Origin of the sequence: Rhizobium sp. TH135, from assembly GCF_002855515.1 — a bacterium.
Classification (GTDB): Bacteria; Pseudomonadota; Alphaproteobacteria; order Rhizobiales; family Rhizobiaceae; genus Allorhizobium.
Map to the genome: position 1 here is coordinate 61,530 of NZ_PKRP01000002.1, position 17,925 is coordinate 79,454.

At 63.2% G+C, this 17,925-nt stretch carries 11 protein-coding genes; 7 read left to right on the forward strand and 4 right to left on the reverse strand.

What is annotated here, in order from left to right; genetic code table 11:
• Position 1 precedes the first annotated feature (1 nt).
• The 4 genes from C0V73_RS05435 to pdeM all read left to right on the forward strand — a co-directional run bounded on the left by C0V73_RS05435 (position 2) and on the right by pdeM (position 5,036).
• A complete protein-coding gene (locus tag C0V73_RS05435) occupies positions 2 to 943 on the forward strand; it encodes a methyltransferase domain-containing protein (RefSeq protein ID WP_102019597.1) in 942 nt (313 codons plus the stop codon).
• Between the two features lie 112 nt (positions 944 to 1,055).
• A complete protein-coding gene (locus C0V73_RS05440; protein WP_102019004.1) occupies positions 1,056 to 1,694 on the forward strand; it encodes a YitT family protein in 639 nt (212 codons plus the stop codon).
• Between the two features lie 49 nt (positions 1,695 to 1,743).
• The gene (locus tag C0V73_RS05445) at positions 1,744 to 4,263 is read left to right on the forward strand and encodes a ligase-associated DNA damage response DEXH box helicase (RefSeq protein WP_102019005.1); all 2,520 of its coding nucleotides are present in this window, start codon (positions 1,744 to 1,746) and stop codon (positions 4,261 to 4,263) included.
• A 56-nt stretch (positions 4,264 to 4,319) separates the two neighbouring features.
• Positions 4,320 to 5,036 carry a ligase-associated DNA damage response endonuclease PdeM gene (gene pdeM, locus C0V73_RS05450; protein WP_245407917.1) on the forward strand — a complete coding sequence of 239 codons (717 nt, stop codon included), beginning with the start codon at positions 4,320 to 4,322 and terminating at the stop codon, positions 5,034 to 5,036.
• A 49-nt stretch (positions 5,037 to 5,085) separates the two neighbouring features.
• Here the strand turns inward: pdeM and C0V73_RS05455 are convergent, their stop codons facing one another.
• The 3 genes from C0V73_RS05455 to C0V73_RS05465 all read right to left on the reverse strand — a co-directional run bounded on the left by C0V73_RS05455 (position 5,086) and on the right by C0V73_RS05465 (position 10,822).
• Positions 5,086 to 5,889 carry a TIGR02186 family protein gene (locus C0V73_RS05455; RefSeq protein WP_102019007.1) on the reverse strand — a complete coding sequence of 268 codons (804 nt, stop codon included), beginning with the start codon at positions 5,887 to 5,889 and terminating at the stop codon, positions 5,086 to 5,088.
• A gap of 1 nt (position 5,890) precedes the next feature.
• Positions 5,891 to 6,808, reverse strand: a complete 918-nt coding sequence (locus C0V73_RS05460; RefSeq protein WP_102019008.1) for a sulfite exporter TauE/SafE family protein — start codon at positions 6,806 to 6,808, stop codon at positions 5,891 to 5,893.
• Between the two features lie 204 nt (positions 6,809 to 7,012).
• A complete protein-coding gene (locus tag C0V73_RS05465; protein WP_102019009.1) occupies positions 7,013 to 10,822 on the reverse strand; it encodes a peptidoglycan-binding protein in 3,810 nt (1,269 codons plus the stop codon).
• A 393-nt stretch (positions 10,823 to 11,215) separates the two neighbouring features.
• Here C0V73_RS05465 and C0V73_RS05470 point away from each other — a divergent pair, with 393 nt between their 5' ends.
• The 3 genes from C0V73_RS05470 (at position 11,216) to C0V73_RS05480 (ending at position 16,796) form a co-directional block, all read left to right on the forward strand.
• The gene (locus C0V73_RS05470; RefSeq protein WP_102019010.1) at positions 11,216 to 13,009 is read left to right on the forward strand and encodes an acyl-CoA dehydrogenase C-terminal domain-containing protein; all 1,794 of its coding nucleotides are present in this window, start codon (positions 11,216 to 11,218) and stop codon (positions 13,007 to 13,009) included.
• 184 nt (positions 13,010 to 13,193) lie between these two features.
• On the forward strand, positions 13,194 to 14,402 hold the full coding sequence (locus C0V73_RS05475; protein WP_102019011.1) for an acetyl-CoA C-acetyltransferase: 1,209 nt from the start codon (positions 13,194 to 13,196) through the stop codon (positions 14,400 to 14,402).
• Between the two features lie 177 nt (positions 14,403 to 14,579).
• Positions 14,580 to 16,796, forward strand: a complete 2,217-nt coding sequence (locus C0V73_RS05480) for an FAD-dependent oxidoreductase (protein ID WP_102019012.1) — start codon at positions 14,580 to 14,582, stop codon at positions 16,794 to 16,796.
• Between the two features lie 72 nt (positions 16,797 to 16,868).
• Here the strand turns inward: C0V73_RS05480 and C0V73_RS05485 are convergent, their stop codons facing one another.
• Complete coding sequence (locus C0V73_RS05485) at positions 16,869 to 17,900, reverse strand: glycerophosphodiester phosphodiesterase family protein (protein WP_102019598.1); 1,032 nt, start codon at positions 17,898 to 17,900, stop codon at positions 16,869 to 16,871.
• Between the last annotated feature and the right edge of the window lie 25 nt (positions 17,901 to 17,925).

A 17,925-nucleotide genomic window follows, 5' to 3' on the forward strand; every position in this document is an offset into this window, starting at 1 on the left:
GATGCACCCCACCCAGTTCTCCTCCGGCGACGTGATCGCCGACCGCCGCGCCGATTATGCCCGCATGCTTGCCGAGAATGGCGAACATGAGGCAGCGGCGGAATTGATGGAGCAGGCGCTGGAACTGGTGCCCGACTGGCCGGCGGGCCTCGTCCGGCTGGCCGATTATGCCGAGAAGGCGAACCTGCCAAAGAAGGCCGTGCCAGCATTGCGACGCGCGCTGGAACTCGACCCGGAGGATATCTTCGGAGCGCGGCTGAAACTCGCGCTTCTCGGCGCTGAAGACGTCCCGGATCAGCCACCCTCCCGTTACGTCGAGGCCCTCTTCGACGACTATGCCGATCGCTTCGATGCGGCACTCGTCGAACGGCTCGACTATACCGTTCCGGCCAAGCTCGCCCGGCTGATTGCTGACCATGACGACCGGCGGTTCGACATCGCGATCGATCTCGGCTGCGGCACGGGTCTCTTCGGGGCCGAGATCCGCGATCGGGTTGCTCACTTGGAGGGCTTCGATCTCTCGCTCAACATGCTGGCCAAGGCCGAGGAGAAGGGCCTATACGACCTACTTGCAAAGGCCGATCTGTCGCTCGATGCGGCCGGCTCAGGCCTCTTTGGAGACGGCCTGGCCGAAAACCGCGCCGACCTCGTCTCTGCAGCCGACGTGCTGATGTATCTCGGTGATCTCGCCAATGCCTTTGCGCTGGCGGCACGGCTTGCAAAGCCCGGTGCACTTTTCGCATTTTCGGTTGAAGACGCGGGCGAGGGAGATGGTTTCCTGCTGGCGCCGAGCCTGCGTTATGCCCATACCGAACAGCATGTCCGGCAGCGTCTTGCCGAAAACGGCTTCGAAGTCCTCGTTTTGACCCGCACCACCATTCGCATGGATGGCGGAAAACCGGTCTTTGGCATTCTGTTTCTTGCGAGCCGGACGGCAAGATAAGCAGCTTTCTTGCGAATTGCTCCATAGGTCAGCTTTGCTGACCTATCGTCCTTGTTTTCCAGGGGATCTCGAGTACCATTTGGGCTCCGAGATCGCTTTCTGGAGACGTGACATGGCGCAGTTGACGAGCATGCTGGGAATCTGGAATTCGAACCCGACCCGCCACACACCGGCGGAAGATCTGCAGGGCCTCGTGGCTGGCAGCCTGATCGCCGCCCTTGGCCTCTATTTCCTCGCCCAGGTCGGGCTTCTGACCGGCGGCATGGCCGGCCTCGCCTTCGTCCTGCATTACTGGAGCGGCTGGAGCTTCGGTCTCCTGTTCTTCGTGCTCAACCTGCCCTTTTACATCCTATCGCTGCGTCGCGTCGGCCTCGATTTCACCATCAAGACCTTTGCCGCCGTCGGCCTGACCTCCTTCATCGTCGAAATCGAGAGCCGCTTTCTCGTCATTCAGAGCATTGCGCCGGTCTGGGCGGCGATCCTCGGCGGCCTTCTGCTAGGCTTCGGCCTGCTCGCGCTCTACCGCCACCGCGCCAGCCTCGGCGGCCTCGGTATCCTCGCCGTCTATATCCAGGACCGCTTCGGCATTCGCGCCGGCCTCGTGCAGCTTGCCTTCGACCTCTGCGTCATGGCGCTCGCCTTTGCCGTCGTCAGCCCCTCCGTGGTGCTCTACTCGGTAATCGGCGCCGTGGTGCTGAACCTCTTCCTCGCGATCAACCACCGCTCGGATCGGTATATTGCGCTGAGGTGATACCTCTTTCGCCTCTTCTCTTTCACCGCCCGTCCACTACCTTGGGGCAGTGACGACAGCTGATTCCGCACTTGCTCTCCTGCCTGCCCCTTTCCTCCGTTGGTTCGGCGAAAAGGGCTGGCAGCCGCGCGACCATCAGCTGGAGCTGCTCGCCCGGGCGAGATCCGGCGAGAACGGCGGCGAAAGCCTGCTCCTGATTGCACCCACCGGTGCCGGCAAGACGCTGGCCGGCTTTCTACCGTCGCTGACTGAACTGACCGAGCGTGGCCGCAAGAAGCCGGGCGAGGCCTTCACAGGCATTCACACGCTCTACATATCGCCGCTAAAGGCGCTCGCTGTCGATATCGAGCGCAATCTGATGAAGCCCGTCACCGAGATGGGGCTTTCGATCACCATCGAGAACCGCACCGGCGACACGCCGGCTCACAAGCGTCAACGGCAAAAGACCAATCCGCCGGATATTCTTCTGACGACGCCCGAACAGGTCGCATTGCTCATCTCCCATTCGGACGCGGAGCGTTTCTTCAAGGACCTGCGCTACGTTATCTTCGACGAGTTGCATTCGCTGGTGACTTCCAAGCGCGGCCATCTGCTGTCGCTCGGTCTTGCGCGCCTGAGGAAACTCGCTCCTGGTCTAAAGACCATCGGCCTTTCTGCGACTGTTGCTCAGCCGATGGATCTGCGGCGCTGGCTGGTGGCCCAGCCGGAAGAGGGCGAGGCGGACGCGGGGCTGATCACCGTCGAAGGTGGTGCTAGACCCAATATCACCATCCTGCAGACCGAGGATCGCATCCCCTGGTCCGGGCACAAGGCGCATTATGCCATCCCCGAGATCTACAAGGTTCTCAAGGACTTCAAGACGACACTGCTCTTCGTCAACACGCGCTCCCAGGCCGAGATGCTCTTCCAGGAGCTCTGGACAGTCAATGACGACAACCTGCCGATCGCCCTGCACCATGGCTCGCTCGACGTCTCTCAGCGCCGCAAGGTGGAGGCCGCCATGGCCGAAAACCGGCTGCGTGCAGTCGTCGCCACCTCGACCCTCGATCTCGGCATCGACTGGGGTGACGTCGATCTCGTCATCCATGTTGGCGCGCCCAAGGGCGCCTCGCGCCTTGCCCAGCGCATCGGCCGCGCCAACCACCGCATGGACGAGCCCTCGCGCGCCATTCTCGTGCCGGCCAACCGCTTCGAGGTGATGGAGTGTCAGGCGGCACTCGACGCCAATTACATAGGCGCGCAGGATACGCCGCCGGTCGGCGAAGGTTCGCTCGATGTCCTAGCTCAACATGTTCTCGGCATGGCGTGTGCCGATGCCTTCGACGAGGATGAACTCTACCGCGAGGTGACCACGGCGCTTCCCTACGCCGCCCTGCCGCGCGAGATATTCGCCCGCATCGTCGATTTCGTCGCGACCGGCGGATATGCACTACGCACCTACGAGCGCTACGCCCGCATCCGCCGCCGGAAGGACGGGTTATGGCGCGTCTCCAACCCGCAGGTCGCCCAGCAGTATCGCCTCAACCTCGGTACCATCGTCGAGATGCCGATGCTCAATGTCCGGCTGGTCAAGCGCAACCATCTGGGCTCGATCGGCCGAGGCGGCATGACGCTTGGCAAGGTCGAGGAGTATTTCTTCGAGCAACTGACCCAAGGCGATACCTTCCTCTTCTCGGGCAAGGTGCTGCGCTTCGAAGGCATCCGAGACAACGAATGCCTCGTCTCCAATGCCTTTTCGATGGACCCGAAGATCCCCGCCTATGCCGGCGGCAAGTTCCCGCTCTCGACCTATCTCGCCGAACAGGTGCGCGCGATGCTGGATGATCCCGCCCGCCGCACTGGACTGCCGGACCAGGTGCGCGACTGGCTGGCGCTGCAGGCCGAAAAGTCGGTTCTGCCGAAGCGCGGCGATCTCCTGATCGAGACCTTCCCGCGCGGCGAGCGCTTCTACATGGTGATCTATGCCTTCGAAGGCCGGCTCGCGCATCAGACGCTCGGCATGCTGCTCACACGCCGGCTGGAGCGCATGCGGGCCAAGCCGCTGGGCTTCGTCGCAACCGACTATGCCCTCGCGATCTGGGCCTTGGAGGACATGGGCTCGCTGATCGCGCGCGGAGTACTCAGCCTCGCAGACCTCTTCGATCAGGACATGCTCGGCGACGATCTCGAAACCTGGCTCGACGAGAGCTTCATGCTGAAGCGCACCTTCCGCAACTGTGCCGTCATTGCGGGTCTGATTGAACAGCGCCATCCGGGCAAGGAGAAATCCGGTCGCCAGGTGACAGTCTCCTCCGACCTCATCTACGACGTGCTGCGCAGCCACGAGCCCGATCACATCCTCATGCAGGCAACGCGACAGGATGCCGCCGCCGGACTTTTGGACATTGCCCGCCTTGCCGATATGCTGGAGCGAATCAAGGGCCACATCCTGCACAAGCGCCTGACCCAGATCTCGCCACTCGCCGTTCCGGTCATGCTGGAGATCGGCAAGGAGCCTGTGGCAGGCGAGGCCCAGGAACACGTGCTTTCGATGGCGGCAGACGATCTGATCGCCGAGGCCATGGCGTGAATCAGACAGACCGGCTATGACGAGGCCGGATGCTGCGGAATGAGTAAATGACGGGTATGACGGCCCGGCGCCTGGCGCCGATCGAGACAGTGGAGACAACGACCGAGATCGCCCTCTCGGGCGTGGCCGCCGTCTGCGATCTCACCGGTGCCATGTACCTGCCAGATCATCGCACGCTCGTCGTCTCTGACCTGCATCTTGAAAAAGGCGCGGCCTTCGCAAGGCGTGGCCAGCTTCTGCCGCCCTATGACACGCTCGCGACCCTTCGTTTGCTGGAGAGCGTCGTCAATCGCTACCAGCCGGCGACCATTGTCAGCCTCGGCGACAATTTCCATGACCGCGTCGGGTCGGCCCTGATGCCCTCGGTCTTCCGCGAAATGATCCTTGGCCTCGCCGGTGGACGCGACATCGTCTGGATCAATGGTAACCATGACCCGGACGGCACGACGGCTCTGCCGGGGGTGTCGATGGATGAGTTCTCGCTCGCGGGCCTCACCTTCCGCCACGAACCTTCGCTCGCCCATGGCAAAGGCGAAGTGGCCGGCCATCTCCATCCCTCAGCCACCGTCCGTCGCCGCGAAAAATCCGTCCGCCGTCCCTGTTTTGCGACCGACGGCCTGCGCATGGTCATGCCATCCTTCGGCGTGACAACGGGCGGCCTCGATCTGCGCCACAAGGCCTTCACCGGCCTCTTCGCCCGCACCGACCTTATCGCGCATCTGCTTGGCCGCGACCGGATCTACTCGGTGCGCTACGGCAACCTTCTCGGCTAATTCGGCCTTTCAGCCTGGCGTGACCGCATAGCGCCGCCGGCTGATGCCGTTAGTCCTTTCGGAAGATCAGGCTCGCAGCCCAGCCTGTGACCAGGGCGAGCAGAACGGCAAATGTGCCGTAGGCGAGTGGCTGCTGGTGGGCCGCCTCGGTGATCGCTTCTTCGAGGCCCGTCTTAATGACGCGCAGCGGCAGTTCTTTTTCCGCGATGAACTCGCCCGACTTGAACAGATAGGCATGCACCATATGCACCCCGTTCGGGATGTTGGCCGGGAGCCTGAGCGTCGCCTTGAAGAGGCTCGACGACACGAAGCGCACACCGCCCGTGTCACGCTGATAGAGCCCGCCGGTCTGCTTCAATCTGCGGAAGGCATCGCGGAACTCGCCGAGATTGACGGAATTGCTGATGAAGCCCGTGGGCGTGAGCGCGACGTGGTCGATGCCGATGCCGAGCGAGGTCAGCACATCATCGGCTGCGATTTCCTCCACCGGCCGCGTGCTGGCGAGCGAGTATGAGATCGGCATCTGCTCGAAGGTCAGCGATGTGCGGTTGACCCAGATGCCGAAGAGCCGCTCCTTGCGGCGCACGGTGGTCCAGTCGCGTGGCCCCTCCAGTGTCACCACCACATCATACTGGCCGATGGCGAGCAGCAACTGGTCGGTATTGGTGAGCGCTCCGAAGATGGTGAGATCGGCGCCGGAAAAGTCCGAGGTGATCGCGATCTCGCTCGTGGAGGTGCCGATGTCGAGGCCTTCGGTTTCGGCCAACTGCGACGTCAAAGGATCCTGGGCGAACGCCGGAAGCGAAATCCCGATCGTGGCGAGAAGCGCAAGGGCGAGGAGGTGCGCTCTCATCTCAGCCTCCGATCGCCAGCGAGTAAAAGTCGTCTGGGGTGACGACCAGTTCGATCGCGAGACGCACGCCGACGGCAAGCACGAGAAGGCCGAGCAGCGCGCGCAGCTGTTCGCCGCGTAGTTTCTGTCCGACCCGAACACCGTATTGCGCGCCGATCACGCCAGCCACCATCAGGATGAAGGCCAGCACGATATCGACCGAATAGTTGGTCGCCGCCTGGACGATGGTCGTGTAGGCGGTGGTGAAGATGATCTGGAACAGCGAAGTGCCGACGACGACATTCGTCGGGATTCTGAGCAGATAGATCATCGCTGGCACCATGATGAAGCCGCCGCCGACACCCATGACCGAGGTCAGGATGCCGATGCCGAAACCGAGCGCCAGAATCGGGATCACACTCAGATAAATCTTCGATTTCTTGAAGCGCATCTTGAAGGGCAGGCGATGCACCCAGTTGTGCTGACCCGGCCGCTTCAGCGGTGCCGGTTCATTGCGGGCCGCGCGGCGGAGTGCGCGCAGGCTTTCCGCCAGCATAAGGCCGCCGACCGTGCCGAGAAAGACCACGTAGAGCAGCGAGATGATCAGGTCGAGCTGGCCGAGGCGCCTCAGCCAGGAGAAGATCCACACACCCAGCGTCGCCCCCGCAAGGCCTCCGATCAGCAGGACCGTGCCGAGCTTCATGTCCAGCGTCCCGCGCCGGAAATGCGAGATGGCGCCCGAGACGGAGGACGCGACAACCTGGTTCGCACCGGTTGCGACGGCGACGACTGGTGGGATGTTGTAGAAGATCAGAAGCGGTGTGATGAGGAAGCCGCCGCCCACGCCGAACATGCCCGAGAGGAAGCCAACAGCCGCGCCCATGCCGAGGATGATGAAGACATTGACCGACAATTCGGCGATCGGCAGATAGATCGTCACGTCAGGACCTCAAATGCAGGTAGCCGCGCACGATGGCGCGGTCACGTCAGGGTCTACAGCCCCTTGCTCTTTCTCATGCTGGGCGGGTGCAAGTCCTTGATCGGGCTTGCTCCCTTTCGAATTCTTTCTTGCGCCTCAAGGCCAATCAAGTCAATTCGCGAGCCCGTCATAGACCCTCAATCGCGGTCTTTTATGACAGGCCGATCATTTGTTACGGGCGAGCAGTTCCGTCACCAGCTTGTCCGTCACCTGGCCGGTCGGCTGTTCGCCGATCGAGGTCTGGAAAGCCTTGATCGCGGTGACTGTCTTTGCGCCCATCACGCCGTCGGGCGTGCCGGCATCGAAGCCGTTCTTGTTGAGAATGGCCTGGATGTTGCGGATCGCCTTTTTCATGTCGACGCTGGCGGTCTTCAGGCCCTTGCCGGCCCATTCGTCGGGCGTATTGGCCGAATTGGCGTCCGGGCTCAGCTCCTTGGCCTTCCAGAGATCCACTTCGGCGCGGGCGCGCTCCAGCTGATCGGGCTTCAGGGCATTGGCCACTTCGTCCCGCTTCTGCGCGGCATCGGTGTCGCCACCCTTTGCGGCAATCGCAAACCACTTGTAGGAGGTCACCAGATCCTGCGTCGTGCCATTGCCACGCGCGCTGAGGATGGCGAGGTTGAACTGGCTATCGGAAACGCCGTAGTCGGAGGCCTTGCCGAACCATTCGACAGCCTTCGCATAATCCTGCGCCCCGTCCTTGCCGGAGGCATAGATGACGGCGAGGTTGTGCATGGCGCTCGCATTGCCGGCATTCGCCGCCATTTCGTAGTAGCGCTTGGCTTCAGCAATGTTCGGCGCGACGCCGGTGCCTTTTTCCAGGAAATTGGCGAGGCGATACTGAGCAAGCGCGAAGCCCTTGTCGGCCGCCAGTCGATACCACTTGGCAGCTTCAGCAAAATCATTCGCGACGCCGCGGCCTTCGGTATAGCGCGCACCGATCTCGAATAGCGCCAGCGGATCGCCGTTCTTTGCGGCTATGGAGAGCGACGGCGGGGTGATCTCGGCGGGAACGACGATCTCTGCTGCGGGAGTAGAGGCAGGCTGGATCTCTTCAGCGACCACGACCTTTGCCGGCTCGGCGGCCGGCGCTGCTGCAAGCGTGTCGGCCGCAGGAGCCGAGGCCGGTGCTTCCAGTGTCTGGCCCGGCGCAGTCGGTGCGGGCGCCATCATGGCATTTACCGGTGCTGCGTTGCCGAGCTGAACCGGTGCGGCAGCAACGACGGGCTCCGGCGTCACCGCGACTTGCTCGTCTGTTTCGGCAGGCGGTTCGCTTGTGGCCAACTCGGCGGAGGGTACCGCTGCGCTCTCGATCGGCGCGGATGCGTCCATGCTGTTGCCGGCTTCCTCGGCCGGCAAAGGATCCGTCGGGGTGATCTCGCTCGTCTGGTCCGGAACGGCTTCCTCAAGCACGACAGGCGCTTCGCTGCGGGTCAGGGTGTTGACCAGCGGCATGGCCATGGCTGCGAGCAGGATGGCGCCGACGGCCATCAGGATCGGGCGGCGATAGCGGGCGAATAGCGAGGCCTCTCCAGCTTTCGACTTGGCCTTCACGTCGGCCATCATCTTGTTGCCGGTTGGTGCAACCTTCTGGGCGCGGTCCATTTCCATGGCGGCCGCCTGGGCGGCACGCCGTGCAGCAGCGATGTAGTCGGTGCGGTCATTGCTTTCGTCGGCGGACGGACCCGACTTGGCGGCCTGCTGGCTGGCGCGAACGCGCTCCAGGATCTTGCGCACATCAGGTGCACCCGAACCCGGCTCCAGCAGTTCATTGGCATCGTCAGGCGGCAGCACGTCGACGGCATCGACCGACGGCGCGGGATCGACGGCGGGCCGTGCTTCGACGGTCGCCTTCGGGGCCTTCTTGGCCGGCATCAGTTTCTTGCCGAGGCCGGCGAGCAGGCTCGGCTTGGAGGCCTTCTTCTCGCGCGCAGCATCGATGACAGGCAGCGCCGTCATGGTCTGGGCAAAGTCGTCAGCGGCTGCCAGCAGTTCCTCATCGATCGGGTGCGAGGCCTGAGGAGCCGGCTCGGCAACCATACGCGGAGGCTGGACAGCCGCCGGGCTTTCGGCGGCCCGGAGCGGCTGCGGGGTCGGCAGAGGCGCCTGGGCAAAGAGCGGAGCCGGTTCCGGATGATGCAGGTCGTCGAGGCGGCCGGCGATCTGGACGAGCGTGTCGTGCAGTGCTTCGAAGGTGCGGTGGGTGCGTTCTTCCGAGTGCCGGGTATAGTCTTCGAGCTGCCGCAGATGGTCGGAGAGGGCAGAAAGGGCGGAGATGTCGGCGGCGGCCGCCTGGCTTCCCGCCGGAAACCGGTGGGCAAAGTTGGCCATGACGGTTTCGGCTGCCTGACGGGCGGCCTCGATGATGTACTCGTCGCTGGTCGCCACATAGTCCTCGAGCGCCGAGATGCGCCCGGCAACTTCCGGATCGGCCGGCGAAGGCTGGCTGATCAGGGTGGAGAGGTGAGCGATCTGGTCTTCGAGCCCCTTCAGGCTGGCACTTTCGCCGCCGACAGGGCCTGTCGAGCTCGTCTCTTCCAGCCGGTCAACGACGGCATTCAGTCGATCTTCCAGATTGCGCAGCGCACTGTCGTCGATCATTGCGACTGGCGCGGGCGCATCCAGCTCCTCGATCCGCTGGGCGAGGATTTCCAGCCGGTCGGCAAGGCGATCATTGCCCGCGCCGCCGTCCAGCGCGTCGATCTTGCGCGAGATGTCAGCGAGGTAGCCGGTGAGTTCCGGTGCCGGAGCGGGCCTCTGAACCTTTTCCAGCATGTAGGAGAGCTGGTCGAGACGTTCTTCGATGCGAACGGCGCCCTGTTCGGCAGAGAGCTGTTCGATCCGCGCCGTCAACAGCTCCAGCCGCTCTGCCATCTCGTCGGACGCGTCGTGCTGCGGCGCGCGGCGATCTGACAGTGTCTCGATCTGCCGTGCGAGGCCGGAGAGCCGGTCCTCCAGGCGATGGAAGGTTGCCGGATCGTTGCCCGGGCCGCTGTTGCGGCTGCCGGCAGCAATCGCCCGGGTGATCTCGTCAAGACGCGTGTCGAGAGCTGCGAACTGCTCCATGACCATGCGTTCGTTCGGGTCGATATGCGCACCGATATGTTCAAGCGCGGCTGCGACCGTGACGAGCTTCTCTTCCAACGCCCGGATTGCGCGCGTGTCGCCCATGCCGCCAAGCTGCGACTTGATGTCATCGAGCCGGTCGGCAATGCGAATGATCTCGTCACGCATGGCGCCGGTGTCGAGCCCGTCGAGGCGAACCTCGACATCGTCCCAGCGGCGCTCCATGCGACGGACGGAATCCTCGCGGGCAAGGCCATCCATCAATGAGCGCAATTCGTTGAAGTCCTGGCGCAGCCCATCCGTGCCGGGGGCCTTGATGCCTTCGAGCCGCTGCAGGCTCTCGGCGAGGCGTGCGATATCCTGGCGCATGTCATCCTGCGGGCGGCTCTCTTCGGCCAGTACGCGGATGGAGCGCATCTCGTTGCGCAGACCTGCGATCTCCCGCGACAGGCTCTCGGCGATGTCCTGCTTCAACTCCTGGCGCAAGCCGCTCAGGGCTTCGGTGAACTCGAGGCCGGCGCGGGCCGGCGCAGCCGCGCGTGGCGGATAGGCTGGCTGCGGGTCGGCAAGCGGGGGCAGGGGTTGGCGCAACGGTGCGCGGGCCGGCGGTTCATCGCTGCGGCTGTAAAGCCTGCGGTCGCCGCCACGATTGCGGCTCTCCTCGAGCGCCCGCTGGCGCTGGCGGATTTCGGCAAGTGGATCCGGCCGCTGGTCGCGGTCGCTGCGCACAGGATCGTCGGCACGGCGGCCGGGAAGGACGCGTGACACGGGCTCGTCTGCGCGGCTGCGGGCAGCCTGTTGGCCGATCAACCCTTCGATGCGCGCCTCAAGCCCTTCGATCGTGCGGCTCAACGCATCCAGGGAGGATGGGCTGCCGGGCCGTTGGGTCTGGGATCGCGATCCGTTCATGGTTCTGCTCGCCTCGATGATGCCGGACGACGCTAGCGTCCGAATGCGTCCGGGTGGTCCATTTCGGCTTCGACAGAGGCGCCTGACGTTACGGCAGGCAGGCGAGTCGGAATCGCGGATGGATCACCAGCTTTCAAACGCAACCTTTCATGAAACATGGTAAACAAGCCGTTAAGCTTCTCCGGAAAAACGATGCGGCATGCATCTGCGTTGCCGCGTCACGCCCCGCACAAGCGGCTTTCTTTAGGACGAGCGGATAAAGCGAAAGTGACGGCTGAATCTCGCAAAAATGCCGCGCCTAAAAATTTTGACGTTTACGCGCACGTCAATTATTTGTATAAGCCAGAACAGTCCGATCCCGTCGGAACCGAAGTCTTTGGAGGAAGATGACCGATGCCTGTCTACAAGGCCCCCGTAAACGACACGCTTTTCATTCTCAACGACGTCCTTGGTCTCGAGCGGTACAACAACCTGCCGGGCTTTGAAGACGCGACCCCCGACATGATCGAGGCGATCGTCGGCGAAGCCGCCAAGCTGGCGGAAGAGCAGCTTTTCCCGCTCAACCTCTCCGGCGACCAGGAAGGCTGTGTCCGTTCGGATGACGGCTCGGTCAAGACGCCGAAGGGCTTCAAGCAGGCTTATGACGCCTATTGTCAGGGTGGTTGGCTGGGCCTCGCAGTGCCTGCCGAATACGGCGGCCAGGGCCTGCCCTACACCCTGCATTCGGCTGTCGGTGAATACATGTCGTCGGCCAATATGGCGCTGATGATGTATCCGGGCCTGACCCAGGGCGCGATCGCCGCGATCCTGGAGCACGGCTCCGACGAGCAGAAGCAGAAGTATCTGCCGAAGATGGTCGAGGGCATCTGGACCGGCACGATGAACCTCACCGAGCCCCATTGCGGTACCGACCTCGGCCTGCTGCGCACCAAGGCGGTTCCGAACGGTGACGGTTCCTACAAGATCTCCGGCCAGAAGATCTTCATCTCGGCCGGCGAACACGACATGTCGGATAACATCATCCACCTTGTGCTGGCCCGTATCGAAGGCGCGCCTGAGGGCACCAAGGGCATCTCGCTCTTCATCGTGCCGAAGTTCATGGTCGGCGACGACGGTTCGGTAGGCGCCCGCAACACGGTGACCTGCGGCGCCATCGAGCACAAGATGGGCATCCACGGCAACGCGACCTGCGTGATGAACTATGACGAGGCGACCGGCTATCTGATCGGTGCCGAGAACAAGGGCCTCGCAGCCATGTTCGTCATGATGAACGAAGCCCGCCTCGGCGTCGGCCTGCAGGGCCTGTCGATCTCCGAAATCGCCTATCAGAACGCTGCCAACTATGCCCGCGAACGCATCCAGGGCCGCTCTCTCTCCGGCGTCAAGGCGCCCGAGAAGAAGGCCGATCCGATCATCGTCCACCCGGACATCCGCCGCGTGCTCTTGACCATCAAGGCCTTCAATGAAGCCGGCCGCGCCTTCACGCTCTGGACGGCGCTGAAGTCCGACATCGCGCATCGTTCGGACGACGCTGCGGAAAAGCAGCTTGCCGACGACGTGCTCGGCCTGATGACCCCGATCCTCAAGGGCGTCTTGACCGACAAGGGCTTTGACCACGCGGTCATGGCCCAGCAGGTCTATGGCGGCCACGGCTATATCGAAGAATGGGGCATGAGCCAGTATGTCCGCGATGCCCGCATCGCAATGATCTACGAAGGCGCCAACGGCATCCAGGCACTCGACCTCGTCGGTCGCAAGCTCGGCCTCAATGGCGGTCGTGCGGTGATGGCGCTGTTCAAGGAAATCGGTGATTTCTGCGAAGAGAACCGTGGCGACGAGAACCTGTCGGCCTACACCAAGAGCCTGAAGAAGGGTCTGAACGACCTGCAGGCCTCGACCATGTGGTTCATGCAGAACGCCATGGCCAAGCCCGACAACGCCGGTGCCGGTTCGACCGATTACATGCACCTTTTCGGCCTCGTCGTGCTCGGTTACATGTGGGCGAAGATGGCCAAGGCCGCTAACGAGAACCTGGCCGCAGGCTCTGGCGATGCCGACTACTACAAGAACAAGCTGATGACCGGCCGCTTCTACATGGAAAAGGTCATGCCGGAGACGGCATTGCGCAAGGCCCGCATCGAAACCGGCGCCGACAGCCTGATGGAAATGGCCGCCGAAGCGTTTTGATCTTCCCCTTCTCCCCAGCGGGGAGAAGGTGGCCCATTAGGTTAGGCGCAACGCGTTGCGCCCGGGATGAGGGGGCGCTTGCGCAATCGGCCCCCTCATCCCCTCGCATTAGCTCGGCACTTCTCCCCGCTGGGGAGAAGTGGGAAAAAATTCCGGCGCCCCGTGCGCCCAAGGGAGAGAGACGATGACTGAAGTCTTCATTTACGACCATGTGCGCACGCCCCGCGGGCGCGGCAAGAAGGACGGATCGCTGCACGAAGTGCCAACCCCCCGTCTGGCCGCCAAGACACTGGAAGCGCTGCGCGACCGCAACGGCCTGGATACGTCGACCGTCGACGACATCATCTTCGGCTGCGTCGATCCAGTCATGGAAGCCGGCGCTGTGATCCCGAAGGCCGCTGCCTTCGAGGCCGGTTATGACTTTGCTGCTCCTGGCATCCAGATTTCGCGCTTCTGCGCCTCCGGCCTAGACGCGATCAACCTTGCCGCCGGCAAGGTCGTGGCAGGCTCCGATGACATCGTCATCGCCGGTGGCGTCGAAAGCATGTCCCGCGTCGGCATGGGCATGTCGGGCGGCGCCTGGTACATGGACCCCTCGGTCAACTTCCCCGGCTATTTCATGCCGCAGGGCGTTTCCGCTGATCTGATTGCCACCAAGTATGGCTTCACCCGTGACGACGTCGATGCCTATGCCGTCGAGAGCCAGAAGCGCTCCGCTGCTTCCTGGGTTGCCGGCAACTTCGCCAAGTCCGTTATCCCGGTGAAGGATGGCAATGGTCTAGTGATCCTCGACCGCGACGAGCACATGCGCCCCGGCACCGACATGCAGTCGCTGGCAAGCCTCAACCCCTCCTTCCAGATGCCCGGCGAAATGGGCGGCTTCGAAGCCGTCGCCATCCAGGCCCATCCGGAAATCGAGCGCATCAACTACATCCACCACGCCGGCAACTCCTCCGGTATCGTCGATGGTGCCGCGGCCGTCCTCGTTGGCTCCAAGGCCGGCGGTGAGAGCATGGGCCTGAAGCCCCGCGCCCGCATCCGCGCCTTCACCAATATCGGCTCTGATCCGGCGCTCATGCTGACGGGCCCGGTCGACGTGACGGAAAAGCTCCTGAAGCGCACTGGCATGAAGATCTCCGACTTCGACCTGTTCGAACTGAACGAGGCCTTCGCCGCCGTCGTCCTGCGCTTCATGCAGCATTTCAATGTCGACCATTCGAAGATGAATGTCGCCGGCGGCGCGATTGCCATGGGCCATCCGCTCGGTGCGACCGGCGCGATGATCCTCGGCACGGTGCTCGACGAGCTGGAACGCCGCGATCTGAACACCGCGCTGGTCACGCTCTGCATCGGCGCTGGCATGGGCACGGCGACGGTTATCGAGCGCGTTTGAGGGGGGAAGCTCCCCCTCATCCGCCTGCCGGCACCTTCTCCCCGCTGGGGAGAAGAGGGGTCGCCGCAGCGCTGGCCAATCCTCCTCTCCCTCTCGGGGAGAGGGTGGCCGAGCGAAGCGGAGACCGGGTGAGGGGGATGCTCCTCGCAACATCGAATTTCAGGGAAGAGGAATCCCATCATGACCTACAAGAACTTCACCATCGAGACTGACGCAGACGGCATTGCCCTCGTCACCTGGGACATGCCCGACAAGTCGATGAACGTCTTCACCGTCGAAGTGATGGACGAGATCGAGAAGATCCTCGACCAGACCGTGGCCGACGACGGCATCAAGGGCGTGGTCTTCACCTCCGGCAAGTCCTCCTTCTCGGGCGGTGCCGATCTCACCATGATCAAGGGCATGTTCTCCATGCTCGAAGAGGAAAAGGCTAGGGATCCGGCCGCGGCTGTCCAGAAGCTCTTTGACGCCGCCGGTCGCATGACGTGGCTCTGGCGCAAGATCGAGACCAATGGCAAGCCCTGGGTCTCCGCCATCAACGGCACCTGCATGGGTGGCGCGACCGAGCTGTCGCTCGCCTGCCATGGCCGCGTGGCGTCCAACGCCAAGTCGGTCAAGATCGGCCTGCCGGAAGTCAAGGTCGGCATCTTCCCCGGCGCCGGCGGCACGCAGCGCGTCGCACGTCTTGCCAACACGCAGGACGCCCTGCAGATGATGACCACCGGTCAGACGCTGTCGGCCGCCCGTGCCAAGGCGATGAACCTCGTGCACCAAGTCGTGGAGCCTGGCGAACTGATCAATACTGCCAAGCAGATGATCAAGGACGGTCTGAAGCCGGTCGCTCCCTGGGACGAAAAGGGTTTCAAGGTTCCAGGCGGCGGCATCTGGACCCCGGCCGCAGCCCAGCTCTGGCCAGCCGCTTCGGCCATCCTGCGCCGCGAAACCGCCGGCAACTATCCGGCAGCGCTTGCCATCCTAAAGAGCGTCTATGAAGGCCTGCAGGTGCCCTTCGACACGGGTCTCAGGATCGAACAGCGCTACTTCACCGAGATCGTCCAGACCACCGAAGCCTATTCGATGATCCGCTCGCTCTTCGTCTCGATGCAGGAGCTGAACAAGGGCGCCCGTCGCCCGGCCGGTCAGCCGAAGTCGGACATCAAGAAGGTCGGCGTCGTCGGTGCCGGTTTCATGGGCGCCTCGATCGCCTACGTGACGGCTGCGGCCGGCATCAATGTCGTGCTGATCGACCGTGACATGGAAGCCGCGGGCAAGGGCAAGACCCATTCGGAGGGTCTCGTTGCAGGTGCCGTCGGTAAGGGCAAGCTCACCAAGGACGAGGGCGACAAGCTGCTCGCACTGATCACTCCGTCTGACGATTACGGCACGCTCGCTGACGCCGATCTCGTCATCGAAGCCGTCTTCGAAGACCGCGACGTGAAGAAAGCAGTCATCGAAAAGGTCGAGGCCGTGCTGCCGGAAGGCGCGATCTTCGCCTCTAACACTTCGACCCTGCCGATCACCGGTCTCGCCAGAAACTCCAAGCGCCCGGTCGATTTCATCGGTATCCATTTCTTCTCGCCGGTCGAGAAGATGATGCTGACCGAAGTCATCCTCGGCAAGGAAACCGGCGACAAGGCGCTCGCTGTCGCCCTCGACTATGTCGGTGCGATCAAGAAGACCCCGATCGTCGTCAATGACACCCGCGGCTTCTTCGTCAACCGCTGCGTCCTGCGCTACATGGCCGAGAGCTACAATATGCTCATCGAAGGCGTGCCACCGGTCATGATCGAAAATGCTGCGAAGTTCGCCGGCATGCCGGTCGGTCCGCTGGCGCTCAACGATGAAGTGGCGATTGACCTCTCCTACAAGATCCTCAAGGCGACCGTCGCCGATCTCGGCGAAAAGGCGGTCGACCCGCGCCACATGGAGCTGGTCGCCCGCATGGTCGAGAAGGAAGAACGCTTCGGCCGCAAGAACGGCAAGGGCTTCTACGACTATCCGGCCAAGCCGGCGAAGAAGCACATCTGGCCGGGCCTGAAGGATCTCCATCCGCAGCAGAAGCCTGACGATGTCAACGTCAAGACACTGCAGGAACGCTTCCTCGCCACCATCGCACTTGAAGCCGCCCGCACCGTCGAGGAAGGCATCGTCACCGATCCGCGCGAAGCCGATGTCGGCTCCATCCTCGGCTTCGGCTTTGCGCCGTATACCGGTGGCGCGCTGTCCTACATCGACGGGATGGGCGTGAAGACCTTCGTCGAGCTCTGCGAACGTCTCGCGAAGGACTACGGCCCGCACTTCACGCCGACGCCGCTCCTCAAGGACATGGCCGCCAAGGGCGAAACCTTCTACAGCCGCTTCAACCCTTACGGTGAAGCTGCCAAGGCCGCTTGAACTCTAGATTTGAATGGATTCGAAAAGGCGGCTCTCGGGCCGCCTTTTTTGTTTCAGATCGAGTGTGAGGCCTCAGTTCGTCAACTCATACGACCGACGCAAGCCTTCGCGCTCAAGCCAGGCGATCACAGCCTCCGGCTCATCCGTCTGGATGATCGTCACTCCGCGCTCGACGAAGAAACCCCAGACATCCTCAGGCCGTCCGGTGGACAATGCGAGGTAATCGCCGCGCCCACCGGCGACCATGCCCTCCGGCCGATCGGTGATCGGGTAGGTATTGATCCACAAATGCGCGTCGTTGCGGATCGCGGCTGCGCGGGAAAGCGGCGAGAGCAGGGGGCCGCCATCCGCAGTGATGGGCTGTGAGGCATCCCGATACCAATGCACAAGCTCCGCTGCCGGCGCCCCGAGTGCAGACTGCGTGCGGTCGATGAAGGCCGGTTCAGTCACCGCGTCGTCGGCGAGGATCGGCATGAAGGCGATATCGGCCCCGATTGCCCGGCGGATGTCGCGGGCGAGCTGCAGACGCTCGGCATTCCAGACGGCAAGCTTGAGCAGCACGCCATCCGGCATGCCAAGGCTGCGCGCAAGATCGGCGACTTCGACGAGGGCTTCCGGTTCGAGCTTGTTGTCGATGTTGATCAGGATGCGGCCGCGCGCATGCAACATGGCTTCTTCGAGGGTGAACACATGCTCGTCGGTCAGTTTCCGCTGACCTTCCACAACGAGCCGGCAAGACCTGAGTTCAGCTAGTGTATGCTCTGCCACCTTGCCACGACAGGTCGTGGTGCGGTCCAGCGTCTCGTCATGCATGATCACAAGCACGCCGTCCTTCGAACGGCGCACATCGAGTTCGACCATCTCCACGCCGGTGGAAGCCGCGTGATCGATGGCTGCGAACGAATTCTCGGCCCGGACGGTCACTCCATCCTTCTTCCAGCCCGCCCGATGAGCCACGACCATGACATGATCACGGTTGAGATTAGCCTGGGTCAGCCGTTCGTGGATGAGAGCCGCCCGGTTGGATGGCGGAATGGGCGCCAGGCTCGCTGCCCCGGTGACGAGGGAGAGCAAAAGGCCAAGGACGAGAACGGCGAGACGCATGAGCAGGGCTCCGATCTTCAATGTC